At 60.3% G+C, this 22,131-nt stretch carries 22 protein-coding genes; 8 read left to right on the top strand and 14 right to left on the bottom strand.

The window, feature by feature from the left end; genetic code table 11:
• The 6 genes from AC1DYF_RS31455 to AC1DYF_RS31430 form a co-directional block, all read right to left on the bottom strand.
• Window positions 1-1,101, bottom strand: coding sequence for a BMP family ABC transporter substrate-binding protein (locus AC1DYF_RS31455; RefSeq protein WP_477881637.1), 1,101 nt, complete (start codon window positions 1,099-1,101; stop codon window positions 1-3).
• A gap of 24 nt (window positions 1,102-1,125) precedes the next feature.
• Complete coding sequence (locus AC1DYF_RS31450) at window positions 1,126-2,505, bottom strand: amidohydrolase (RefSeq protein ID WP_477881635.1); 1,380 nt, start codon at window positions 2,503-2,505, stop codon at window positions 1,126-1,128.
• 1 nt (window position 2,506) lies between these two features.
• The gene (locus AC1DYF_RS31445) at window positions 2,507-3,166 is read right to left on the bottom strand and encodes a glutathione S-transferase family protein (RefSeq protein ID WP_477881633.1); all 660 of its coding nucleotides are present in this window, start codon (window positions 3,164-3,166) and stop codon (window positions 2,507-2,509) included.
• Entirely contained in the window at window positions 3,163-4,008 is an 846-nt protein-coding gene (locus AC1DYF_RS31440; protein WP_477881631.1) for an aromatic ring-hydroxylating dioxygenase subunit alpha, read from the bottom strand. The genes AC1DYF_RS31445 and AC1DYF_RS31440 overlap by 4 nt, the downstream gene beginning before the upstream one ends.
• Window positions 3,998-4,657, bottom strand: coding sequence for a Rieske 2Fe-2S domain-containing protein (locus tag AC1DYF_RS31435; RefSeq protein WP_477881630.1), 660 nt, complete (start codon window positions 4,655-4,657; stop codon window positions 3,998-4,000). The genes AC1DYF_RS31440 and AC1DYF_RS31435 overlap by 11 nt, the downstream gene beginning before the upstream one ends.
• 163 nt (window positions 4,658-4,820) lie before the next feature.
• A complete protein-coding gene (locus tag AC1DYF_RS31430) occupies window positions 4,821-5,093 on the bottom strand; it encodes an acylphosphatase (RefSeq protein WP_477881628.1) in 273 nt (90 codons plus the stop codon).
• 154 nt (window positions 5,094-5,247) lie between these two features.
• Here AC1DYF_RS31430 and AC1DYF_RS31425 point away from each other — a divergent pair, with 154 nt between their 5' ends.
• Window positions 5,248-5,574, top strand: coding sequence for a helix-turn-helix domain-containing protein (locus tag AC1DYF_RS31425; RefSeq protein WP_477881626.1), 327 nt, complete (start codon window positions 5,248-5,250; stop codon window positions 5,572-5,574).
• A 141-nt stretch (window positions 5,575-5,715) separates the two neighbouring features.
• On the opposite strand, the gene AC1DYF_RS31420 is transcribed toward AC1DYF_RS31425, so the two are convergent.
• The 4 genes from AC1DYF_RS31420 to AC1DYF_RS31405 form a co-directional block, all read right to left on the bottom strand.
• Window positions 5,716-6,930 carry a calcium-binding protein gene (locus tag AC1DYF_RS31420; protein ID WP_477881624.1) on the bottom strand — a complete coding sequence of 405 codons (1,215 nt, stop codon included), beginning with the start codon at window positions 6,928-6,930 and terminating at the stop codon, window positions 5,716-5,718.
• Window positions 6,931-7,047: 117 nt separating this feature from the next.
• Complete coding sequence (locus AC1DYF_RS31415; protein ID WP_477881622.1) at window positions 7,048-8,172, bottom strand: site-specific integrase; 1,125 nt, start codon at window positions 8,170-8,172, stop codon at window positions 7,048-7,050.
• Window positions 8,169-8,576, bottom strand: a complete 408-nt coding sequence (locus tag AC1DYF_RS31410) for a PIN domain-containing protein (RefSeq protein WP_477881620.1) — start codon at window positions 8,574-8,576, stop codon at window positions 8,169-8,171. The genes AC1DYF_RS31415 and AC1DYF_RS31410 overlap by 4 nt, the downstream gene beginning before the upstream one ends.
• A complete protein-coding gene (locus AC1DYF_RS31405; protein ID WP_477881618.1) occupies window positions 8,576-8,830 on the bottom strand; it encodes a type II toxin-antitoxin system Phd/YefM family antitoxin in 255 nt (84 codons plus the stop codon). Before AC1DYF_RS31405 ends, AC1DYF_RS31410 begins: the two co-directional genes overlap by 1 nt.
• A gap of 487 nt (window positions 8,831-9,317) precedes the next feature.
• Here AC1DYF_RS31405 and AC1DYF_RS31400 point away from each other — a divergent pair, with 487 nt between their 5' ends.
• The 3 genes from AC1DYF_RS31400 to AC1DYF_RS31390 all read left to right on the top strand — a co-directional run bounded on the left by AC1DYF_RS31400 (window position 9,318) and on the right by AC1DYF_RS31390 (window position 14,244).
• Window positions 9,318-11,267, top strand: coding sequence for a PrkA family serine protein kinase (locus tag AC1DYF_RS31400; RefSeq protein ID WP_477881616.1), 1,950 nt, complete (start codon window positions 9,318-9,320; stop codon window positions 11,265-11,267).
• Window positions 11,268-11,369: 102 nt separating this feature from the next.
• Entirely contained in the window at window positions 11,370-12,695 is a 1,326-nt protein-coding gene (locus tag AC1DYF_RS31395) for a YeaH/YhbH family protein (protein WP_477881615.1), read from the top strand.
• 4 nt (window positions 12,696-12,699) lie between these two features.
• Complete coding sequence (locus tag AC1DYF_RS31390) at window positions 12,700-14,244, top strand: SpoVR family protein (RefSeq protein ID WP_477881613.1); 1,545 nt, start codon at window positions 12,700-12,702, stop codon at window positions 14,242-14,244.
• A 207-nt stretch (window positions 14,245-14,451) separates the two neighbouring features.
• Here the strand turns inward: AC1DYF_RS31390 and AC1DYF_RS31385 are convergent, their stop codons facing one another.
• Window positions 14,452-14,979, bottom strand: a complete 528-nt coding sequence (locus tag AC1DYF_RS31385; protein WP_477881611.1) for a flavodoxin — start codon at window positions 14,977-14,979, stop codon at window positions 14,452-14,454.
• Between the two features lie 79 nt (window positions 14,980-15,058).
• The gene (locus AC1DYF_RS31380) at window positions 15,059-16,048 is read right to left on the bottom strand and encodes an aldo/keto reductase (protein ID WP_477881610.1); all 990 of its coding nucleotides are present in this window, start codon (window positions 16,046-16,048) and stop codon (window positions 15,059-15,061) included.
• A 230-nt stretch (window positions 16,049-16,278) separates the two neighbouring features.
• On the opposite strand from AC1DYF_RS31380, the gene AC1DYF_RS31375 reads away from it, so the two are divergent.
• The 4 genes from AC1DYF_RS31375 to AC1DYF_RS31360 all read left to right on the top strand — a co-directional run bounded on the left by AC1DYF_RS31375 (window position 16,279) and on the right by AC1DYF_RS31360 (window position 19,658).
• Window positions 16,279-17,172 (top strand): LysR family transcriptional regulator, encoded by an 894-nt coding sequence (locus AC1DYF_RS31375; RefSeq protein WP_477881608.1) that lies wholly within the window; start codon window positions 16,279-16,281, stop codon window positions 17,170-17,172.
• A 135-nt stretch (window positions 17,173-17,307) separates the two neighbouring features.
• A complete protein-coding gene (locus tag AC1DYF_RS31370; RefSeq protein WP_477881606.1) occupies window positions 17,308-17,778 on the top strand; it encodes a cytochrome P460 family protein in 471 nt (156 codons plus the stop codon).
• 9 nt (window positions 17,779-17,787) lie between these two features.
• Window positions 17,788-18,474 (top strand): DUF4405 domain-containing protein, encoded by a 687-nt coding sequence (locus AC1DYF_RS31365; protein WP_477881604.1) that lies wholly within the window; start codon window positions 17,788-17,790, stop codon window positions 18,472-18,474.
• A 41-nt stretch (window positions 18,475-18,515) separates the two neighbouring features.
• Window positions 18,516-19,658 (top strand): aldo/keto reductase, encoded by a 1,143-nt coding sequence (locus AC1DYF_RS31360; protein WP_477881602.1) that lies wholly within the window; start codon window positions 18,516-18,518, stop codon window positions 19,656-19,658.
• A 332-nt stretch (window positions 19,659-19,990) separates the two neighbouring features.
• Here AC1DYF_RS31360 and wecB read toward each other — a convergent pair whose 3' ends face one another.
• Window positions 19,991-21,250 carry a non-hydrolyzing UDP-N-acetylglucosamine 2-epimerase gene (wecB, locus tag AC1DYF_RS31355; protein ID WP_477881600.1) on the bottom strand — a complete coding sequence of 420 codons (1,260 nt, stop codon included), beginning with the start codon at window positions 21,248-21,250 and terminating at the stop codon, window positions 19,991-19,993.
• A 12-nt stretch (window positions 21,251-21,262) separates the two neighbouring features.
• The gene (locus tag AC1DYF_RS31350) at window positions 21,263-22,051 is read right to left on the bottom strand and encodes a CpsD/CapB family tyrosine-protein kinase (protein WP_477881598.1); all 789 of its coding nucleotides are present in this window, start codon (window positions 22,049-22,051) and stop codon (window positions 21,263-21,265) included.
• Between the last annotated feature and the right edge of the window lie 80 nt (window positions 22,052-22,131).

The raw sequence follows: 22,131 nt of genomic DNA, 5'->3' as shown, positions 1-22,131 counted from the left end.
TTACTTCGGCAGCGGCGTGGTGACACCCTTGACATGCCAATCCATTGCGACGATTTCCGGATCGGTCATGGTCTTGCCGGTGGCGACAGCTTCGCTGCCGTCTGCCTTGGTGATCGGTCCGGTGAAGGGCGAGAAGCTGCCGGCGGCGATCTTGGCTTCCACATCCTTGATCTTGGTCATCGTGTCGGCCGGGATATCCTTGCTCCAGTCGACGACCTTGACGACCTTGTCGGCGACGCCGAGGAAGGTGTTGGCGCCCTTGAACGTGCCGGCGATGTGGGCATCGACCGATGCCTTGAAGAAAGGCGACCAATCCGTTTCGACGCAGCCGAGATAGGTCTTGGGCGCATATTTCGTCATCGATGAATTGAGGTTGAAGACGTAGATGCCGGCCTCTTCGCAGGCCGAAATGACCGAGGGCGTATCCTGGGCATTGGAGAAGATCACGTCGCAGTTCTGCGCGATCAGCGCCTTGGCGGCTTCCTGCTCCTTGGCCGGATCGAACCAGGAATTCACCCAGACGACCGACACTTCGATATCGGGCTTCACCGCCTGGGCGCCGAGTGTGAAGGCGTTGATCGAGGTGATGAGTTCGGGAATGGCGAAAGCCGAGACCGAGCCGAGCTTGCCGGTCTTGGAAAGCTTCGCCGCCGCCATGCCGAGCAGATAGGTGCCCTGGAAATATTTTGCCGCAAACGGCGAGAAATTCGGCGCCACCTGGAAGCCCGAAGCATGCAGCACGGTGACGCTCGGATCACGGCGGGCGAGCTGCAAGGCGCCGTTCTGGTAGCCGAAAGAGCCGGCGATCAGGAACTTGTTGCCGTCGGCAACGGTCTTGTTCATGATCCGGTCGGCATCCGGGCCTTCGGCGATATTTTCGAGAATGGTGACCTTCACCTTGTCGCCATAGGCCGCCTTGACCGGGTCGAGGCCGGCAGCGAGCGCATGGCCCCAGCCGACATCGCCGATCGGCGACGGCACGACGAGCGTGATGCCGAGCGGCTCGTCGGCAGCAAAGGCCACGCGGCCGCCGAAAGCGCCGGCGAGGCCGGTGGCGGCAAGGCCCTTCATCAGTGTTCTGCGGGTCATATTGTAGAGCATGTCAGTTCCCCTCGTTTTGAGTTGCTAGAATTCCAGTTTGGCAAGCGCTGTTTCTGCGTCGGCGGCAAGCTTGGCTTCGTCCAATGCGGGAAAGGCGCCCTTTTCCCAGACCACGCGGCCATTGATCATGGTCAGGTCGGTCGGCGCTCCCACGCCCACCTTGGCAATCAGGCTGAGCGGATCATGCCGCGTGCCGACATAATCCATGCGCCGCGTGTCGATGGCGAAGAGATCGGCGGCCATGCCGGGCGCCAGCCGGCCGATGTCGTTGCGGCCGAGCAATGCGGCCCCGCCCGTCGTCGCATAGCCGAGGAAGTCGGCCGGTTCGGGCACAGGATGGGCACGCGTCGAGGCGACCAGGCATTGTAGCATATAGGCGGAATGGATGCAGTGCATCAGATTGGAATTGTCGTTGGAGGCCGCACCGTCGCAGCCCAGCCCGATGCGCAGGCCGAGCGCCGACATGGCGGGAATATCCGTCACCTCGGCGCCCACCAGATAGACCGGTTCGGGGCAATGGGAGACACCGCTGCCGCTTGCCGCCATGGTGCGCAGCTCGTCATGGGACAATTCCCAGCAATGGGCATAGAAGGCGTCCGGCCCGGCAAAGCCGATTTCCTCAAGATAATCTACTGTCCGCATGCCGTGACGGGCTGCGATGACCGGGCTCTCGCCCTCGCCGACATGGGTATGCATCTGCACGCCGCGGTCCCGCGCCAGCGAAACCGATTGCACGAAGGTCTCACGGTAGCAGTTGACCGGCTGGCAGGGCGCGACCACGACCTGCCGCATGCTGAAGCGGCTGGCGTCGTGATAGCTGTCGATCAGCCGCGCGCAGTCGGCGATGAACTCGTCCGTCGTCTCCAGCATTTCGTCCGGAATGGTCGAGCCTTCGGATTTCGGCAGCGTATTGCCGCCGCGGCCGGCGTGAAACCGCATGCCGAGCAGTTCTGCGGCCTCGAACTGGCGGTCGATCAGCCGTTTTCCGGCGCGGCGGGGAAAATTGTACTGGTGGTCGAAGGCGGTGGTGCAGCCATGCTTGATCAGCTCGGCCATGGCGGTCACCGAGGAATGGTAGAAACAGTCCTCATTGAGCCGCGAGAAGATCGGATAGATGCGGTCGAGCCACTCGATTACCGACAACTTGGTCCAGTCGAGATCGGCGCGATTGCGCACGAAGCACTGGAAGAAATGATGATGCGTGTTGACGAGGCCGGGATAGACAAACCAGCCATCGGCATCCTGCGCGGTGGTGCCGGCGGGCAATTCACCCTTGTGCAGTCCTTCGCCAATGGCCTGGATTGCCGGACCATTTGTCAGGATGTCGACATTGCGGCGGACGCTTGGGCCAGTTCCATCGTCGACGATGACCGCAGCGCAGTTCCTTAGCAAGTGGCCGGCCATGTCACGACCCTTCCAGATCGAGCTGCGGCTCGGGCTTCAGCTCGTGCAGCCGGTGGATGCCGGGCATTTCAATGAAATGATCGAGGCTGCGGATGGCGCGCGACCAGAGCCGGATCGTCGGATAGGGATCGAGCGACACGCCGCCATCGGGGGCCAGCGCCACATAAGGAAAGCAGGCGATATCGGCGACCGTCGGCCGATCGGAGGCGAGGAAGCGCATGCCCCGCTGGCTCTGTTCGAAAAGCCCGGCCTCCAGTTCGCGCAGCGCCGCTATGCCCTGGCTCTGCAGCATGTCGATATTGCCGGGGCGGAGCAGCATTTCATGCAGGCGCGCGCCGCCGAGATTGGCGGTCAGCCGGTGCGAGAAGGACAGCCATTGCTGGATGCGCGCCGCTTCTTCCGCCGCGCCGCTGCCCAGCCATTCCGGTGCGGCCTTGGCGGCGACATAGACGAGCATGGCGCTGGATTCGGTGAGGATCAGGTCGCCGTCCTCAAGGATCGGGATCGAGCCGCCGGGATTGAGCGCCATCAGTTCCGGGCCGCGATGTTCCAGGCCGGGATGGAAATCCACCGGCCGGAGATCGAGCTTAACACCGCTCAGGGCTGCCATCAGGCGCACCTTGTAGCAGCTCGGCGAGAGAATGTAGTCGTAGAGCCTCATTGTGCCACCAGCTGTGCGCCATAGAGATAATTGTGGCGTTTGAGCCAGCGGCGATAGGCGATCGAGGTTTGGTCGGCGCGGGTCGGTGTTTCCATACCGGGATCGAGCGGCAGCAGCGCCGGAATCTGGTTCTCCAGGATCGAGCGATCCTGCAGGAAGATCGTCTGCTGGAAATGAATGAGGTCGGTCATCGGTGTGTCGTCGTCATAGAGCGCCATCCACGGCCAGACGTCGCACAAATCCTCGGCCAGCGGCTGGACAAACAGGGTGATGACGTCCCATTCGCCGGGGCGGGGCGGGCAGGTCTTGTAGAGGACCGAACAGGTCGGCGCCGGCACGCGATACATATATTCCGTGGTGATACCGCCGCTGGCCGATTTGGCCGCCTGCGGTTGATAGAATTTCACCTGCGTCGCCCAGACCTCGTCGACATCGTCCCGGATCTCCACCTTGTAGTTCTGCACTTCGGTATGCGGTTCGGCGCCGAGGATATCGGTGTGCACAAAGGGGAAATGGGCGATGTCGAGAAAATTCTCCACGGCGCGCAAGGGCGAGCAGCGCACGCGCACCACGCCGACATCGACCAGCCGGCGGCCGGGCTGGTCCGCCTCGGGAATAGGGAATAGCTCCTTGTTCGGCTTGCCGATCGAGGACCAGACATGGCCGTAGCGGACGCAGATAGGCAGCGCCTGGCCGCTTGCATCCGTTACTCTTGGCTGACCGTCGGTGCCGAGCGCAACGTCGATCGGCTCGCCCATCAGCGCCGTCCGGCGTCCTTGTGCGTCGAGTTGGCTATAGAGGCCGACCGGATACCACTCATCGATCATCGCGTCATGCGGCATGTCGCGATTCCTTTCGTTGAAATTCCTCGGCAGCGCGGCGCAGGCTTTCGATGGCCCGCGATGCGGTAATGCGTTCGGGCGAATTGGAACCCTCCGCCAGCAGGACGTGGATCAGTGTTTCGTCATCGCGCTGCGGCACGAGCAGCAGGCGCATGGCCGGCGCGTCAGATGACTGCCAGACGAGACCCTCCGGTCCTGCCGTGGCGCCAGCCGCTGCTTCGATCGCCCCCAATCCGGCCTTAGCTGTCAGAGAGCGTAGAGGAGCGAGGCCAGCAAGCTGTGGTAGTCCGGCACTCGGTTCGCCGACGGCGACCCATATGATCCCGCTGGCCTCTTCGACCCTATGCGTGACGACGCGAATCGTCTCCGGCGGGGTGAGGCCGGGATGGGCGGGAATACGGACACAGGTTCCGGCCTGCGAATAGCTCCAGCCGTGATAGATGCAGGACAACACTTCGCCGCGCACGAAGCCGTGGGAAAGACGCATGCCACGATGGGGACAGCGATCCGCCGAGGCGGACACCTGCCCGGATCGGCTTCGCCAGAGGGCAGCAGGACCAGCGGGTGTGAGCGCAGGCATGACGGTTGCTGTCGGCAAATCCTGGGAAAGGGCGACGGGTATCCAGGAGTCTCTCAGGTCGGACAGCATGACCTTACTTTCTGTACTTCATATCGATGTTTATCGAGCGAAAACGTAAACTTGAAGAGATCGTCCGGACGCTCGACAGGGCACGTTTGCATAATTATTTCGCAATTGCAATCTTGATGAAATTAACGGCAATTCGGGTAGAAAGGCGTAGGCGAGAGCAATGCTAGGTGGTTCCCGGATCGATCGACAGGCGGTCAATCGTCTCGACCCAGACGTCGATCGGCCCGAGCGAGCATCCCATTTCCATCATGTCGATCAGTTCAGCGGCTCCGGCCAATTCGATCTCGATTCGGTTGGCGCTCGTGTGGGCGATTTTCTGTACGAGGCCGAGCTTTGCGGCGTGGCGCTGGATCCAGGGCACGAAGGACCGGGCATCCAGGTGGTCACCGCGGATGATCATCCGTTCCTGCAGTTGGGTAGGGCATTCGCCCGTCATCGTGGACCTCGTGGTTGGCGTCATGGCTTTTGCAGCATAGCGGCGGCATGAGCCGATGGTACAAAATAATTCTGTCGTCGAGAGCCCTCATCGTTTTGTTCTCGTATGTTGGACAAACGATACGACAAGCATCTGGTCGACTTGGAGGAGAAACATGGGTGATCTCGATAGGCTGATACAGTCGCTCCCCGGCGATGAACGGTATGCAGTTGTCAAGCGCGTTGAGGAGCTTGTGATTGCTAACAATTTGCGTGAACTGCGGGTGCTCGCCGGGCGAACGCAGGAAGACGTTTCCGCCGGAACCGGTTTTAAGCAGACCAACGTCTCAAGACTCGAGAAGCGCGCTGATATGAAACTTTCAACGCTTCGCGATTATGTCGAATCCCTCGGCGGCACTTTGAAAATCGTCGCGGATGTTGCCGGTAAGAAAGTCGATCTCTCCAGCATTGCAGAGCGCTCCCGACACGGTTCAAAGATGTGAGAGGGTGACTGGTAGGGGACGGGCCTTAAAGCCCGGACCCCTTGGCGAGATCAACGAGGAAGATTGATATCTGGAGGTCATTTCGGCGCTTCTGGTATCGCTGCGTTGCCGCCGGGAGATGCCCCTAAGATGGGCAGATTATCAGACAAGATAGTCCGCACCGCTCGTTAAAGCCAGTGCGTCTGTGAGCCGTTCCGCATGCACATGGTCTTCCGCGGCATTGCTTTCGAATTTTCCGGTCGCAAGGTCGAGCGTGCCGTCGGAAAACACGGCGAACTCGACATTGGTGAGGTGATCCGTGCCCTCGGCCTTGCTGGAGATTGTGCCGGCGGATTTGTCGAAATGGTATGAAGCGAAGTCGGATTGATAGTAGGCATCGTCCACGCCCTTGCCGCCATCGAGATCGTCGTTGCCGCCAAACCCTTCCAGTCGATCGCTTCCGCCGCGCCCCTCGATCATGTTGTGCCGGTTGTCGCCGAGCAGCCTGTCTGCGAAGTTGGAACCGATCAATCCTTCGATCGACTTGAAGATGTCACCCGCAGCGTCGTGGGTATTTTGCGAGCTATCGGAAATATCGGCGGTCACGCCCTTGGTGGCGAGTTTGTAACTTGCATAATCGAGACCTGCGCCGCCGATCAGCGCGTCGTGTCCGGCCCCGCCGTTCAATCGATCGCCCCCTGTTCCGCCGACCAGCTTGTCATCGCCCGCCAGGCCGTAGAGAAAATCACCGCCGCCGCCGGTCTTGAGCACGTTCTGGTCGGCACTTCCGATAACGAGGTCTCGATATGGCTTGGTGAATGTGCCGCCATGGGTGGTGTCGTAATCGTTGGGCAAATCCGGATATTTCTTCACCCAGGCGCTGTCTATCTTGGCGCCGTCAGTATAGTGCACGCCCCGCTCGATGATTTGTCCATGGGCGTCGTAAGCCATATAGGCAAGCTGTTGGACGTATCCGGCCTGCTTGTAGATTGTGTTGGCGAAAAGCTGGTTATCGCCGGCCGGCTCTGCGGGCGTCCAGTTGTCGGTGCGGCCGGTGAGAGCGTGGCCCAATTCATGGATGATCGCCGTGAACGGGAAGTCCTGGACCGCATTGCCGTGCTTGTCGATGTAGCTCGCATCATCGAGCTCCCGCAAATCAAGCCTGACGATGCCTTTATTGAGCAAAGCTTCGAAATCGCCTTCAACATATTTGAATGTGATCACGTGCTTATCGTCGTTAACCCAATGGTCGAACATCTGTCGTGCGATGGACGATTCCTGGTAGGCCTGTTTGATGACGCCAAGGATTGAATCGCGGTCGCTTTTCGAAAATGCTTCGTCAATTTTCGTGGCTTTCAAGATGTCTTTGACACTCACGGCCGGATCCTTTCATGCGCCAAATTGCAGGCTTCACAAAGCATATAAGGGCGCGTCGGAATCACAGGTCAAGTCAGTCACCGCTTGTTTCTAACCCGACACGTGGGGGAGGGTGCCTTAAAGCCCGGACGCCTTGGTCAGATTGACCCTGAAGCGGTCGCGCCGGCGCTGGTATTTGCGGGTCATTTCGGCACTGGCATGGCCGAGCTGCTTCTGCACATAGCGCTCGTCGACCTCGGCCGAAGAAGCCAGACCGGCGCGCAACGAGTGGCCGGAGAATTTTTCGGCCCGCTCACCCTCGCTGAGATCGCCGCGTACACCGGCGGCAAGCGCTGCCTTTTTGACCAAGCGTGCAACCTCCTGGTCGTTGAGGCGATCCGGACCGACATCCTTGCCTTGGCCGCGGACGCGACGGAACAATGGGCCCCTGGCGATCCTCGCAAATCTGATCCAGGTTTCGACGGCGATGATGGGGCAGGTCGCATTGGATGAGCCGCGACCGATTTCGACCTCGCGCCAGCCGGTCTTGCCGCGCAGGGTGGCAACCATGCCCTTGTCGAGGATCTCGATCCAGCCGCGTCCATCCTCGGTCTGATCGCGGCCAAGGTCCAGCCCGACGATTTCAGAACGCCTGAGGCCGCCGGCAAAGCCGAGCAGCAGCATGGCGCGGTCACGCAGGCCGCGCAGGGTCCCCCGATCCAGTGTCTCCAGCATGGCGATCARGTCTTCGGGCAGGATGGCTTCTTTCTGGTGCGGCGGGGCGGCGTGGATGTTGCGGATGCCGGCGAGCACGGTGGCAATGGCGCGATCTTTCCGGTCGAGCGCCATGCCACGCTGCGAACAATTCCAGCTGATCGCCGACAGCCGCCGCTCGATCGTCGACACCGTCATGCCTCGCGTTCCATGTCCGGCGGTTCCGAAGGCGCTGCCGGAGGCGAGGGCCGTGATGTAGAGACCGACGACCTGCGGATCCGGGGGGAGGGAGGACAGATTCTGGCGGCGGCACCAGCCGGCAAAATGCTTCCAGTCGGAGGCATAGGCTTTCCTTGTATTGGTGGAACTGGCGGCCTCGACATAGCTGCGCGCCCGATCCGCGAGGCGCTCAAGCTGCGCCGAAAGCGCGGTCGCGTCCATGACAGCGGAGGGGAGGGTTGCGCCATCAGGCTCCGTGCCGATTGCACCATGACCCCGATCGGAGAAACCGGCTTCTGATAATTTCGCGCTGGACATCGGGTTGCTCACGCCGGTGTCTCCCAAGGATTGATCACAAATACATCCGTGTCTTCGAAATCCCCGACATTGCGGGTGACGAGGATCAGGTCGTGCACAATGGCAGTTGCAGCAAGGAGCCCGCTCATATCGCCACAGGCCCGGATCGCACTGAGGCGGCCCCATTCGACGGCAATCTCGTCCGTCACCGGCAGGATACGGTCTGCATGGTCGTGACGCAGCTTGCGCAGCCATTCGGTGAGGTGAGCCACCGCTTTCGGATCCGACGTCTGTTGCGAGGCGATGCCGCGCATGATTTCGCCGAAGGTCAGTGCGCTCAAATAGATGCTGAGCGGGTCGACCGAGCGCAGCCAAGCCGCAGCCTGCGGCGTGCCGCGTCGCGCTTCCGAGATGATGTTGGTGTCGACGAGGTACATCAGACGCTCACGTCGTGGCGAGGGGTCTTGGCGCGCGCCTCGACCGCATCGGCGAACGGCTCGTCCCAAGCGGGACCGCCGAGCAGATCGTCGACCAGTGTCGGCCGGCCGGCCAGCAGCGCATCGTAGTCATCGGCGGATAGAACCACGGCCGTGCGCTCACCGCGCACGGTAACCACCTGAGGTCCCTCGTGGCGCGCCTTCTGCACCACTTTTGAGAATTGGTTCTTGGCGTCCTGTAGCTGCCATTCCATCCACTTGCTCCAATCTAGCTAGCCTGTCTAGCTATACGCTTCTGTTCGGCAACGGCTCAAAACCCGATGACTTCCGGTGCCCTTGGGCGCGCGGATTTTCCCTGATCACTTCTTTTCCGTATGTATTGACAAAAACGAACGATAATGCAAGATTATCATTCATTCTTTGTTAGCTTCATGATGTGCGGTTTGTGCGTTGAAGTTGGTAAGAAAGCGCTCGCATCTTCGTCATGATGCTGCCTCTGAGGGCTTTGGCTGTGAGCGCACGACAGGACCGCGCCGACCGATGCGTGAATACCTGGTTGATTAGTTTGGCATGGAGAATTGAAGATATCGTTGCGGCGCGGTGTTCGGTCGGCGCCGGCGCGTGGAAAGCCATGCCTCTCTAAGTTGGAACATGTACGGAACAAACTGGGCTGGAATGCGTTTCATCAAGTAGCGGTTGGCATGACCAGAACCTTAGCAGAGGCAACCGCAGGAGAATTCCATGTGGCCGGGCGATAGCGACGTTTTTGACCTCTTCTCCAAAACATATACGAGTGGCGCGCAAGAGACGCTGAGTTTACAGGAATATCTGCTTGCGTGCCGCGAGTCGAAAAGAATGTATGCCACGGCGCAGGAGCGAATGGTCGAGGCCATAGGCGAGCCTCAACTGATCGATACCAGTGCCGACGAACGCCTTGGGCGGATTTTCGGCAACCGCACCATAAAGATTTATCCGAGTTTCGCAGACTTCTATGGAATGGAAGACACGATCGAGCGGATGGTGGGCTATTTCCGCTATGCGGCACAGGGACTCGAAGAGCGCAAGCAGATCCTCTATTTGCTCGGGCCGGTCGGTGGCGGCAAGTCATCGCTGGCCGAACGCCTGAAGAAGCTGATGGAGCAGCAGCCGATCTACGTGCTGGCCATCAACGGCAAGGTGAGCCCCGTCTTCGAATCACCGCTAGGCCTCTTCCACCCCGACCGAATGGCCGACCTGCTGGAAGACAAGTATGGCATTGCCAGGCGAAGGCTCACCGGTCTGATTTCGCCCTGGGCCGCGAAACGTCTCGACGAGATCGGCGGTGATATTTCCAAGTTCAGCGTCGTAAAGCTCATGCCGTCGCGTCTGCGCCAGATTGCCATCGCCAAGACCGAGCCTGGCGACGAGAACAATCAGGACGTGTCCGCTCTGGTCGGCAAGGTTGACATCAGGCAGTTGGAGAATTTCAGCCAGGCCGATCCCGACGCTTACTCGTTTAGCGGTGGCCTCAACCGGACGACGCAGGGACTTCTCGAATTTGTCGAAATGTTCAAGGCGCCGATCAAGGTTCTGCACCCGTTGCTGACGGCCACCCAGGAAGGCAGCTATAACGGCACGGAGAATTTCGGTTCATTCCCTTACCAGGGCATCGTGCTCGCCCATTCCAACGAGTCGGAATGGCTGCAGTTCAAGCACAACAAGAACAACGAGGCTTTCCTCGATCGTATCCTGGTCGTCAAAGTCCCGTATTGCTTGCGCGTCACAGAGGAACGTCTGATCTACGAAAAACTGCTGCGGGAGAGCGAGCTTTCCAAGAGCCCTTGCGCGCCTGAAGTGCTGGAAAACCTCAGCCGCTTCACGGTTGCCACGCGTCTCACCCTGCATGAGAATTCCCCGACCTTCACCAAGATGCGGGTCTATGATGGCGAGAACCTCAAGGACACCGATCCCAAGGCGAAGTCGCTGCAGGAATATCGCGATGCGGCTGGTGTCGATGAGGGCATGACGGGCGTCAGTACGCGTTTCGCCTTCAAGGTTCTATCGGAAACGTTCAACTACGACACCAAAGAGGTCGCGGCCGACCCGGTGCATCTCATGTATGTTCTCGAACGGGCAATTCGGCGCGAACAGTTTCCGAAGGAGATAGAAGCCGGCTATCTTGATTTCATCAGGTCCGAACTTGCGTCCCGCTATGCCGAGTTCATCGGCCACGAGATCCAGAAGGCCTATCTCGAGTCCTATAGCGAATACGGCCAGAATCTGTTCGATCGCTATATCGCCTATGCCGATGCATGGCTCGAAGATCAGGATTTCAAGGATCCCGATACAGGTCAGATCCTCAATCGCGAGGTCCTCGACAGCGAGCTCTCGCAGATCGAGAAGCCCGCCGGCATTGCCAACCCGAAAGACTTCCGCAACGAGGTCGTAAAATTCACGTTGCGCGCCCGCGCCAAGAACAACGGCCGAAACCCCGGCTGGACCAGCTACGAAAAGCTCAGGGAGGTGATCGAGAAGCGGATGTTCGGCCAGGTCGAGGATCTTCTGCCGGTCATCAGCTTCGGCTCGAAGAAAGATAGCGCCACTGAAAAGCAGCACGCCCAATTTGTCGAGCGCATGGCGGAGCGCGGCTATACTGTGCGCCAGGTCCGGCGGCTCGTGGATTGGTATATGCGCGTCAACAAGGCCGGCTAAAATTCATCCGCTTAGACCTCTGTTTTGTCGCAGATTCTTGTCGGAAAACCATGGAAAGCTTTTCCGGAGCCTGCTGAGCACTGTCCAAGGGGAGGCAGGCCAATGCCGAATTTCATCGACCGCCGGCTGAACCCGAAGGACAAGAGTCTCGGGAACAGGCAGCGCTTCCTGAGAAGGGTCCATGAGCAGGTCAAGCGGGCGATCAGGGACCGGGTGAAGTCGGACAAAATCACAGACGTGGATGCCGCCCATGGCGTGCCCATGCCGAGACGCGGTGCCGATGAGCCAAGCTTCCGGCCTTCCATCAGGAGCGGAGACCGGGACTATGTGCTCCCCGGCAACGAAGAATTTTCGCCCGGGGACAAGCTGCCTAAGCCGGAAACAGATAGCGGCGGCGGTCAGGGCAATGCCGACAGCGGGCAGGCCGGCGGCGACGACGATTTTATCTTTGTCCTGTCCCGCGACGAGGTGCTCGATCTTTTCTTCGAGGATCTCGAACTCCCCGATATGGTCAAGCTCAGTCTCAAGGAAACGGTCATCTTCAAGTCGCGTCGTGTCGGTTTCACGACATCGGGAACGCCGACCAATATCAATGTCGGTCGCACCATGCGCAACAGCTTCGGGCGTCGCGTCGCGCTCCGGCGTCCCAGCGAACGCGAATTCCAGGAAATCCTCGACCAGATCGCGGAACTCGAAAGCAAAGGAAAGCTGTCGCAGGCGCAACGTCAAAAACTGCAGGTCCTGCGTGACGAACTCGACCTCTTGAAACGGAAGCGCCAGCGCATCGCCTATGTCGATCCGCTTGATGTGCGGTTCAATCGCTTCGAAAAGCAGCCGCTGCCGAACGCGAATGCCGTGATGTTCTGCCTGATGGATGTGTCGGCTTCGATGGGCGAACGCGAAAAGGACCTGGCCAAACGCTTCTTCGTTTTGCTGCACCTCTTCCTCAAGCGTCGCTACGAACGGATCGAAATCGTCTTCATCCGCCATACCGAAGAAGCGCGAGAGGTCGATGAGCAGACGTTTTTCTTCGACAAGCAGAGCGGCGGCACGGTGGTCTCGTCCGCACTTGAGGAGATGCAGCGTATCGTGCAGGACCGCTATCCACCGAACATCTGGAACATCTATGCGGCCCAGGCCTCCGACGGCGACAATGCGACAGGCGACTCGGAACGCTGTGCGCATCTCCTGCGTGAATCGCTGATGAAACTCTGTCAGTACTACGCCTATGTCGAGATCATCGACGAGCGCGAGAGCGACATATTCGGGACGACCGACAACGGCACGTCTCTGTGGCGCGCCTACCGCACGGTCCACGGCAGCATACCGAATTTTCAAATGACGCGGATATCGAAGCCAGCCGATATCTATCCGGTGTTCCGAGCGCTCTTTGCCCGTCATCAGCCCGTTGCAGTGAGGCAGAGGTAGGCGAATGGTGAAGCGCGCCGCATCAAACTTGCTGTTCGACGGCTCGGATTGGAATTTCGAAACACTTTCGCGCTCCTATGATGCGATCGAGACGATTGCAATCGAGGAGATGGGGCTCGACGTCTACCCGAACCAGATCGAGATCATTTCGTCCGAGCAAATGCTCGATGCCTATTCCTCTATCGGCATGCCGCTGATGTACCAGCACTGGTCCTTCGGCAAGAGGTTCGCCTTCGAAAATCAGCTTTATCGCAAGGGCCAGCGTGGGCTGGCCTATGAGCTGGTCATCAATTCAAACCCCTGCATCACCTATCTCATGGAAGAAAACACCATGCCGATGCAGACACTGGTGACGGCACACGCGGCCTTCGGCCACAATCACTTCTTCAAGAACAACTATCTGTTCCGGCAATGGACCGATGCTGGGGCGATCCTCGGCTATATGGACTTTGCCAAGAAATATATTGCCAGCTGCGAGGAGCGGCACGGTCTCAATGCTGTCGAGGAAATTCTCGATTCCGCGCACGCCCTCATGGATCACGGCGTCTTTCATTATCGCCGGCCGCCCCGTCTTTCGTCGGAGAAGGTCAGGGAACGGGCGCGGGAACGGCTGGAATATGAGGAGCAGACGTACAATGATCTATGGCGGACGCTGCCTGAAACGGGCGGTGCCCGCGACATGGAAGCCGTCGAGCGCGAAGCATCGGAGCGGAAAGGCAAGCTCAATCTCCCCGAAGAGAACCTGCTCTATTTCATCGAGAAGAACAGCCTCATTCTCGGGTCCTGGCAGCGGGAGATTTTGCGGATCGTTCGTGTGATCGCGCAATATTTCTACCCGCAGGCCCAGACCAAGGTGATGAATGAGGGCTGCGCGACGTTCGTGCATTACACGATCCTCAACAGGCTGTTCGACCAGGGCAAGATCAGCGAGGGGGCGATGCTGGAACTGTTGGCGAGCCACGCCAATGTGGTGTTCCAGCCGGGTTTCGACGACCCGCGTTACTCCGGCATCAACCCCTATGCTTTGGGCTTTGCGATGATGCAGGATATCGAGCGGATCTGCACGCTGCCGACTTCGGAGGACCGGGAGTGGTTTCCCGACATTGCCGGCAATGGCGACTGGCGAGGCACACTCATCGATGCCTGGGCGAACCACCGCGACGAGTCCTTCATCCTGCAATATCTCAGTCCCGCCTTGATGCGCAAGTTCCGCCTGTTCCAACTGTCCGACCGCAGCCGCGACAGGTTTTGCGAAGTCAAGTTCATCCATAACGAGCAGGGCTACTCCGCCGTCCGTTCGGCGCTGGCGCGAAACTATGATCCCGGCACGAGCCGGCCGGACATTCAAGTGGTCGACGTCGATCTGCTGGGAGATCGCCAGCTGCGTTTGCGGCATACGGTAAAAAACGGCGTGCTTCTGGACGAAAAAACCCGCGACGCGACCCTTGCGCATATACGCCGCCTATGGGGCTACGATGTCAGCCTTGCCGGGTACGATATATCCGGGGACAAAGTTCTCTATGAATGCTCAACGGCCACTGCTCGTTGATATGCGCTGAGAGTTCGCGGAAACGGAACCCGTGTTACATTCCATGGCAGCGGCAAACTGTGGAATGTGCAATTTACGATCGAATACGCTTTCGTGGACGGCCGTTGGCTGGCTATGAAATCCGAAGGTGGTATCTGGGAATAGCATAAGCCGTTCTTCCGCACGACTGTCACGTCGAGACCACGCAAATCTATGCAGTCGGGTGACCTACTCGACTTTGCTGAGCCAGCCCCAAACCTCAATCATCGTCCGCCGTTCCTGGTCTGCTTCCATGACAAACGGAGGCTCGATGCACGCGCCCGGCGCATGCTCGGCAAGTACGCTGAGGCTCGAGCCGACGCCATAGCCGCCATGAGTGACAAAGGGCCGCACCGTCTTGCCGGTCAGGTCGTGCCTGCTCAGGAATGAGCGGATGACCGATGGGGCGGTTTCGCCCCATATCGGAAAGCCCAGAAAGATCGTGTCATAGGCCTGAAGGTTCGGAACCGTCGCTTTGAGCGGCGGCTCGAAGTCTTCCTGCCGCTCGCGCTCCGCCTGTGCGACCATTTGCATATAGTCGGCCGGGTAAGGCTTGGCGGTTTCGATCTCAAACAGATCGGCCTCCAGCGCCCGGCTGATCTGGCCCGCGATAACGCGGGTGTTGCCGGAGCGCGTGAGATAGGCGACAAGCACCTTGCTTTGGCAGGAGGCCTGGGCGTTAGCCGGATCTCCGGCCGAGGCCAGACCGGCGGTCATGCCGAAGAGGAGGGCTCCTTTGAGCCCGTCCCGCCGCGTGATGGTAGGTTTGCTGTCCGAAGTAACCCTCTTCGGCATCTTAAAGGCCTGTCATCTTAAGCACGGCTTCCGGCAGACGTTCACCCTGCACCTCCACCTTGGCCAGGCCGGCGGCAATCTCCGCGAGGTCGGCCGCGGTGAGCTCAAGCTCGACCGCACCGAGGTTTTCCTCGAGGCGATGCAGCTTGGTCGTGCCCGGAATCGGCACGATCCACGGTTTCTGCGCAAGCAGCCAGGCGAGGGCGACTTGCGCCGGCGTCGCACCCTTGCGTTCGGCCACGGCCTTGGCAATATCGACCAGTGCCATGTTGGCCTTGCGGGCTTCCGGCGAGAACCGCGGCACGTGATTGCGGAAGTCGGTCGGGTCGAACCTGGTGTTCTCGTCGATCTTCCCGGTCAGGAAGCCGGCGCCAAGCGGGCTGAACGGCACGAAGCCGATGCCGAGCGCCTCGAGCGTGGGCAGCAACTCCGCTTCCGGGCCGCGCCAGAACAGCGAATATTCGCTCTGCACGGCGGCAAGCGGATGAACGGCGTGGGCGCGACCGATCGTGCCGACACCGGCTTCCGACAGGCCGTAATGCCTGACCTTGCCTGCAGCGACCAGATCCTTGATGGCGCCGGCGACGTCCTCGATAGGCACATTCGGATCGACACGGTGCTGATAGAAAAGATCGATATGGTCAGTCTTGAGCCGCTTGAGGCAGGCCTCAGCCACCGCCTTGATATGCTCAGGGCGGCTGTTGGTGCCGCCGGTCCGTGCGCCGGTTTCGAGATCGATATCGAACCCGAATTTGGTGGCGATCACCACCTTGTCACGGATCGGAGCGAGGGCTTCGCCGACCAGAACCTCGTTGATGAACGGACCATAAGCTTCGGCGGTATCGAAGAAGGTGACCCCGCGGTCATGGGCGGCACGAATGAGCTTGATCATTTCGGTTGTGTCCGCCGCAGGCCCGTAGGCTGAGCTCATGCTCATACAGCCGAGCCCCAGGGCGGACACTTCCAAAGTTCCGAGTTTACGTGTTTTCATGGTGTTTCTCCTAATTTTTGATCTCAGATCATCACGTAGCGCATCAGAATAAAGGCGAGGATTGCGCCCTTATGGGACGCTGCGGGGAGTGGGATGTCTGCAGCATAGTGCTTTCCGGTTGGTTCGACGGGCGGCTCGGCCGTTCCTGATCTGGTGCTCTGAATGTAGCGTTTGCGGCCGCTTTCGATTAGCTGCTATAATCTGCATGAACCTATTAGACGGACTAATGAATGGCGCAGGAAAACCTCAACGATCTCGTGGCCTTCCTGACGGTGGCGCGCGAACAGAGCTTCACCAAGGCGGCGGCCAAGCTCGGCGTGTCCCAGTCGGCACTGAGCCAGACCGTGCGCGGCCTTGAGGAGCGGCTGGGCATCCGGCTGCTGATGCGCACCACGCGCAGCGTCTCGCCGACCGAGGCGGGCGAGCGGCTAAGGCTCTCACTCGGGCCGCATTTCGAGGAAATCGATGCCGAACTGAGCGCGATCAGCGCATTGCGGGACAAGCCGTCCGGCACCGTCCGCATCACCGCCGGCGAGCATGCCGCGATTTCCATCCTGGCCCCGGCGATCCGGCGTCTGGTGCCGCAATATCCGGATATCCGTGTCGAGGTTATCGTCGACTATGGGCTGACCGACATTGTCGCCGAACGCTACGATGCCGGCATCCGCCTCGGCGAGCAGGTCGCCAAGGATATGATCGCGGTCAAGGTCAGCGGCGACATGCGCATGGCCGTGGTAGGATCCCCGGACTATCTCGCGCGCTACGGCAGGCCGGAAACACCGCAGGATCTCACGCGCCACAACTGCATCAACATGCGCCTTCCCACCCATGGCGGGATTTTCCCGTGGGAATTCGAGCATTGCGGCCGGGAGCTCAAAGTCCGGGTTGACGGCCAGCTCACCTTCAACAATATCGCCATGCGGCTCGACGCAGCCCTTGCAGGCCTCGGCCTTGCCTACCTGCCGGAAGACCAGGCGTCGCCATATTTCGACGGCAGGGGCCTCGAGCGGGTGCTCGGAGACTGGTGTGAACCGTTCTCAGGCTACCACCTTTATTATCCGAACCGCAGGCATGCCTCGCCGGCCTTCGCCGTGGTCATCGAGGCGCTGCGCTACCGTGAATGATTGCCGCATCACGGCTAATCAAAAATCTGTGATTAATAAGCACAACTAATAGCTTCATACGGTTTCCGGCGGCTAATGCCCAGCTGCGTTGTCGCCTACCTTGTCATCATCTCTACTTTGACAGGGTTTGACCTCATGAGCTTTGGCCGCTTCGTTCTCGCACTTCTCCTTTCGCTCGCCGGCTGGGCGGCCCATGCCGAATCCAACCGGGTCCAGTTCCCGGCCGACCTGGACAAACTCGTGCACTACACCACCATCCGGCGCGGTGAAGTCACCGAGCGCATCCTCACCACGCAAGAGGCGCTTGCGGCCGTCAAGAGCGGCCAGCCCATCCCCGACGGCACGCATTTCGTGCTCGTCGATTATCGCGACGGCAAGGTCTACCGCTATTTCGTCATGCAGAAAGGCTCCGGCTGGGGCAATGACTATGACGAGGTCCGCCGGACCGCCGACTGGCAGTTTCAATGGTTTTGGGCGGACAAGTCGGCCAACATGGACGAGAATACCGCCCGCTGCCAGTCCTGCCACACGGGCGCCCGGGCGGAACGGAATTACCTCTATACTTTCGACGCGCTGGGCGCGTTCGACGGCACAGCGGTGGAATAAGGCAAGCCCATGAGCCCGATTTTCCTGCTGCGCCTGGTCCTTGATTTCTTCGCGGTCGATCTGCTGATGGTCGCGATGGCCTACTGGTGGCTGGACAACGGAACCCATGAACTCGTCGGCACGGCCATGTTCGCCTTGCTGGTCCTGCACAATATCTTCAATCGCCGCTGGTGGGGGAGCCTTTCCCGGACCCGGCGACAGCCGAGGCCGGTGGCGACATTGGTGCTCAACCTCACGCTTGCCGCCGCCATGATCACCCTGCTGATCACCAGCCTGCTGATCTCGCGGTCCCTCTTCGGGTTCCTGGCAGTCGGCGGCCCGACGGCGCGCGATCTCCATATCCTCGCCGCCTATTGGGTCGTCATCATCGCCGCGGTTCATCTCGGCATGCACTGGCCGGTCATCTTGGGCGCTGCCGCACGGCTCGCCCGGATCACGCGGCCGAGCCAGGCCCGGCGCATCATACTGAGGATCCTCGCCGCCGGCGTCGCCGTCCTCGGGGCCTTGAGCTTCCTCGAGCTGGATATTGCCTCACGGCTGCTGCTCGTCCCGACCATCGTGTTCTGGGACTTCAATGAAGATGCCACGGGCTTCTTCCTCCGCCTCGGCGCAATTGCCGGCCTCGCCGCCGTGGTCGGCCACTATGGGCTCGTGGTTCTCCAGGCCTTGCAATGTCGCCGGCGGGCTGCGGCGTAAGCGCCGGACCCGATCACACCTAGCAACAAAAGGATGATGATATGACCCAAGGACTGGAACTGAACCGCCGCAACCTGCTGCTGGCAGCGGGGAGTCTGGCCGCCACCGCCAATGTCGGCGGCGCCCCGGCCAAGGCTGCAACGGAAGGCCCCGCCGTGAGCGTTGGCGGGGACATCGGCCGGCGCAAGCTCGGCTCGCTCGAGGTCTCAAGCATCGGCATCGGCGTGCAGAATATGAGCCGGACCTACCAGACCACGATCCCGACACGAACCGAGATGCACCGCATCATTCATGCCGCCTTTGACCGTGGTATCACGTTCTTCGACGCGGCCGAGGCCTACGGCCCGCACGAGGTCGAGCGGATTCTCGGCGAAGGCATCGCCTCTTTCCGCGATAAGGTCGTGATCACCTCGAAATTTGGCTGGAACATCGACCTGAAGACCGGCGAACGCCATCCCGGCCTTAACAGCCGCCCTGATCATATCAAGCTGGCGGTCGAAGGCATGCTCCAGCGCCTGAAAACCGACCGCGTCGATCTGCTCTACCAGCACCGCGTCGATCCTGAGGTGCCAATCGAGGACGTCGCCGGCGCCGTCAAGGACCTGATGGCCGAAGGCAAGGTGCTGCACTGGGGCCTGTCGGAAATGGGCCTGCAGACGCTGCGCCGCGCCCACAAGGCCTTGCCGCTGACGGCGGTACAAAGCGAGTATTCGATGCTGTGGCGCGGGCCTGAGACCGGTGCCATCCCGGTCTGCGAGGAACTCGGCATCGGCTTCGTGCCCTGGAGCCCACTCGGCGTCGGCTTCCTGACCGGTGCGATCGACGGCCGCACGCAATTCGCTCCCGGGGATATTCGTAGTGTCGAAGGTCGTTTCACCCCTGAGAATATTTCCCTGAACCTTGCCCTGGTGCAGCTGGCCAGGACATGGGCGGAGCGGAAACAAGCCCAACCCGGCCAGATCGCTCTGGCCTGGCTGATGGCCCAGAAGCCTTGGATCGTGCCCATTCCCGGCACCACGCAAATGCCGCACATGCTCGAAAATGCCGGCGCGCCTTCCGTCCGGTTCTCGGCGGACGAGATTGCGGAGCTCAATGCTTCGGTGGCAGCAATCAAGGTTGCGGGGGCAAGACTGCCCGATGCCGTCCAGGCCTATTCCGACGTGGAAGCGCCGCTGCGATCATGAATCGGCGCACCTCATCTCAATGAAGAGAAGCAGGCTGTCGTGCTGGCAGCCTGCGCGTTGCATGTGTGCAATATGCGGAACGCAAACGGTCCGGGCGAGAAATTCCTTTGGCTTGTCCGGGGCACCGACGTAGTTGGGCATCCCGTAGGCTTGATATGAAACGCCGCACAAATGAATTCAATGTCGATGATAAAGGACAACATGGTGTCATACACGGGGTGCAGATGCTCCGGAAACTTGGCTCACGGCCAATCTTGAACGCGCTTTTTCGCGTCCGATCAGCGCCGCTTCAGCCACCATATCCGGACATCGATGTCCTCTTTCCGCAGTCGTCAGGCGGGTGGGATGCTTTCGTTGCGCAAATGCACCTGTCTCTCCATCCTGATCGTTGCTGCGTGCCGGATCTTCACCACGCGCCTGATCCGTTGCGTCGCCGAGGCCGCGAGGGTGCTGCGTATGCTGCTGAATTCCTCCGGCCGTGCACTGAGTCCGAAGAAATGCTCGATGGCCTGGACAGAACGCCGCGCCGCATGCCCGTCGCCATAAGGATTGACGGCACGCGCCATGGCCTCGTAGGCCTGCGGGTTGACGAGAAGCTCGGCGACCGCTTTGAAGACGGCATCCTCGTCCGTGCCGATCAGGCGCGCGGTGCCGGACGCCACCGCCTCCGGGCGCTCTGTCGTGTCGCGCATGACCAGCACCGGCTTTCCGAAGGTCGGAGCCTCCTCCTGGACGCCGCCGCTGTCGGTCAGGACGATGAAGCAATCCCGCATCGCTTGGATGAAATCATGATAGTCGAGTGGCTTCGTGACGATCACATTTCTCAGACCCTCGAGCGGCGGCAGAAGCACGGACCGGACAGCCGGGTTGAGATGTGCCGGCAGGAGAAAGTTGACACTTGGGAATTGCCTGGCCAGCCGGGCGATGGCGCGCGCAGTCTGGGCCATCGGCTCACCCCAGGACTCACGCCGATGCGCGGTGATCAGCACGGTCCTGCCCTTGGAAAGTTTGATCAGGTCCGGATGCTCGACAGGAGCATTTCGGCGCGAAACGTGCAGCAGGGCATCTATGACCGTATTGCCGGTGACGACGATGTCCTTTTCCGCGACGCCATCCTTCAACAGGTTCGCCTTGGACGTCTGGGTCGGAGCCAGGTGCAAGGCTGCCAACTGCGTGGTCATGCGCCGGTTCACCTCTTCAGGGAATGGGTTGAGGCGGTCGCCGGTTCTCAACCCCGCTTCGAGATGGATGAGCGGAATTTTGCAGTAAAAAGACGCCAGCGCCGCAGCGAAGCAGGTGGTGGTGTCCCCCTGGACCAGCAATGCGTCGGGGCTCTGCTCCCTGATAATGTCCGACACCCCTGCAAGGACGCGGGACGTGATCGTTTCGAGCGTCTGCGACTGGGTGATGATGTTGAGGTCGTGGCTGGGTTCGATGCCGAACAGCCGGTTGACCTGGTCGAGCATTTCGCGGTGCTGACCGGTGACGGCAACGATCGGCCGGCAGAATGACGAGCGATGCAGCTCATCGATCAAAGGCGCTATCTTCACGGCTTCGGGGCGCGTTCCATAAACCAACAATATCTTTCGCATAACCACTCTCTTTCAGTTGCCCGGGTGGCGGCATTTGTTGAGCACGACGCCGAGGACGTTGGTGCGGTCGGAAAGATATCGTTCGCAGGTATCGACCTCCTCAAACGTGGTTCGTCCCGCTTCCACGACAAGGATCGCGCAGTCGACATTCGGCAGAAATGCGGTAACGTCGTCGTTCGGGAGCATCGATGTCAGGTCATAGAGGACGACATCGGGGGCCAATACCTGCCGCATCTCCTTGAGGACTCTGGCAGCCTCCCGGCTCTGCAGCACTTCTGCGGAATATTTCACCGGCCATCGATTGGCGCCGATCGCGAGATTCCTCTCATGTCGGCGCAGGACGGCGGTCATGTCGCAGTCGCCACGTAGAAAGGCTTCCATGGATGACGGCGTCTCGAGGTCGAGTAAATCTCCTATCCGGTGATGCTTGAGATCGAGGTCCAGGAGCAAAGTCCGGCAATCCATCTGATTGGAAAAGCTGAGCGCCAGATTGAGGGCGACAAGCGATTTGCCGCATCCCGGCGTCGGCGAGGTTATTGCCACCGATGTCCAGCCATTCTGCCTCAGCGTCTGGAGGACTTTGGTGCGGATCATGTCGATGGCGGCATGCGCTGCCGTCGAACGATCTCCCGTTATGATGCGGCTTCGGGCAAGGGTCTTGGGGTTGAGACGCATTTCCTGCAGGCCGGCCCATGCGTTTTCCCGCACCGTGGATGCACGTGCTTCGGCCAGTTGCTCCGTGGAGCGATCAGCGATGCGCAGTTGAGGGCTGTCCTGTATCAAGGCGGGAGCTCGCTCCATGTCTTTACCTCGCGGCCTGAATTTCTCTTTTGACGAATTGTTTGCACCGTGCTCTTCGAACGTGTCCAATCTGGCCTCCG

It is taken from the genome of Rhizobium sp. P2_G9 (assembly GCF_056403475.1).
This window is presented reverse-complemented; position numbering and strand designations above follow the sequence as displayed.

Excerpts from the sequence above, each read along its gene's own strand:
- AC1DYF_RS31455 (WP_477881637.1), bottom strand. The coding sequence starts at position 1,101 with ATGCTCTACAATATGACCCGCAGAACACTGATGAAGGGCCTTGCCGCC.
- AC1DYF_RS31450 (WP_477881635.1), bottom strand. The coding sequence starts at position 2,505 with ATGGCCGGCCACTTGCTAAGGAACTGCGCTGCGGTCATCGTCGACGAT.
- AC1DYF_RS31445 (WP_477881633.1), bottom strand. The coding sequence starts at position 3,166 with ATGAGGCTCTACGACTACATTCTCTCGCCGAGCTGCTACAAGGTGCGC.
- AC1DYF_RS31440 (WP_477881631.1), bottom strand. The coding sequence starts at position 4,008 with ATGCCGCATGACGCGATGATCGATGAGTGGTATCCGGTCGGCCTCTAT.
- AC1DYF_RS31435 (WP_477881630.1), bottom strand. The coding sequence starts at position 4,657 with ATGCTGTCCGACCTGAGAGACTCCTGGATACCCGTCGCCCTTTCCCAG.
- AC1DYF_RS31430 (WP_477881628.1), bottom strand. The coding sequence starts at position 5,093 with ATGACGGGCGAATGCCCTACCCAACTGCAGGAACGGATGATCATCCGC.
- AC1DYF_RS31425 (WP_477881626.1), top strand. The coding sequence starts at position 5,248 with ATGGGTGATCTCGATAGGCTGATACAGTCGCTCCCCGGCGATGAACGG.
- AC1DYF_RS31410 (WP_477881620.1), bottom strand. The coding sequence starts at position 8,576 with ATGTACCTCGTCGACACCAACATCATCTCGGAAGCGCGACGCGGCACG.
- AC1DYF_RS31405 (WP_477881618.1), bottom strand. The coding sequence starts at position 8,830 with ATGGAATGGCAGCTACAGGACGCCAAGAACCAATTCTCAAAAGTGGTG.
- AC1DYF_RS31400 (WP_477881616.1), top strand. The coding sequence starts at position 9,318 with ATGTGGCCGGGCGATAGCGACGTTTTTGACCTCTTCTCCAAAACATAT.
- AC1DYF_RS31395 (WP_477881615.1), top strand. The coding sequence starts at position 11,370 with ATGCCGAATTTCATCGACCGCCGGCTGAACCCGAAGGACAAGAGTCTC.
- AC1DYF_RS31390 (WP_477881613.1), top strand. The coding sequence starts at position 12,700 with ATGGTGAAGCGCGCCGCATCAAACTTGCTGTTCGACGGCTCGGATTGG.
- AC1DYF_RS31385 (WP_477881611.1), bottom strand. The coding sequence starts at position 14,979 with ATGACCGCCGGTCTGGCCTCGGCCGGAGATCCGGCTAACGCCCAGGCC.
- AC1DYF_RS31380 (WP_477881610.1), bottom strand. The coding sequence starts at position 16,048 with ATGAAAACACGTAAACTCGGAACTTTGGAAGTGTCCGCCCTGGGGCTC.
- AC1DYF_RS31375 (WP_477881608.1), top strand. The coding sequence starts at position 16,279 with ATGGCGCAGGAAAACCTCAACGATCTCGTGGCCTTCCTGACGGTGGCG.
- AC1DYF_RS31370 (WP_477881606.1), top strand. The coding sequence starts at position 17,308 with ATGAGCTTTGGCCGCTTCGTTCTCGCACTTCTCCTTTCGCTCGCCGGC.
- AC1DYF_RS31365 (WP_477881604.1), top strand. The coding sequence starts at position 17,788 with ATGAGCCCGATTTTCCTGCTGCGCCTGGTCCTTGATTTCTTCGCGGTC.
- AC1DYF_RS31360 (WP_477881602.1), top strand. The coding sequence starts at position 18,516 with ATGACCCAAGGACTGGAACTGAACCGCCGCAACCTGCTGCTGGCAGCG.
- wecB (WP_477881600.1), bottom strand. The coding sequence starts at position 21,250 with ATGCGAAAGATATTGTTGGTTTATGGAACGCGCCCCGAAGCCGTGAAG.
- AC1DYF_RS31350 (WP_477881598.1), bottom strand. The coding sequence starts at position 22,051 with ATGGAGCGAGCTCCCGCCTTGATACAGGACAGCCCTCAACTGCGCATC.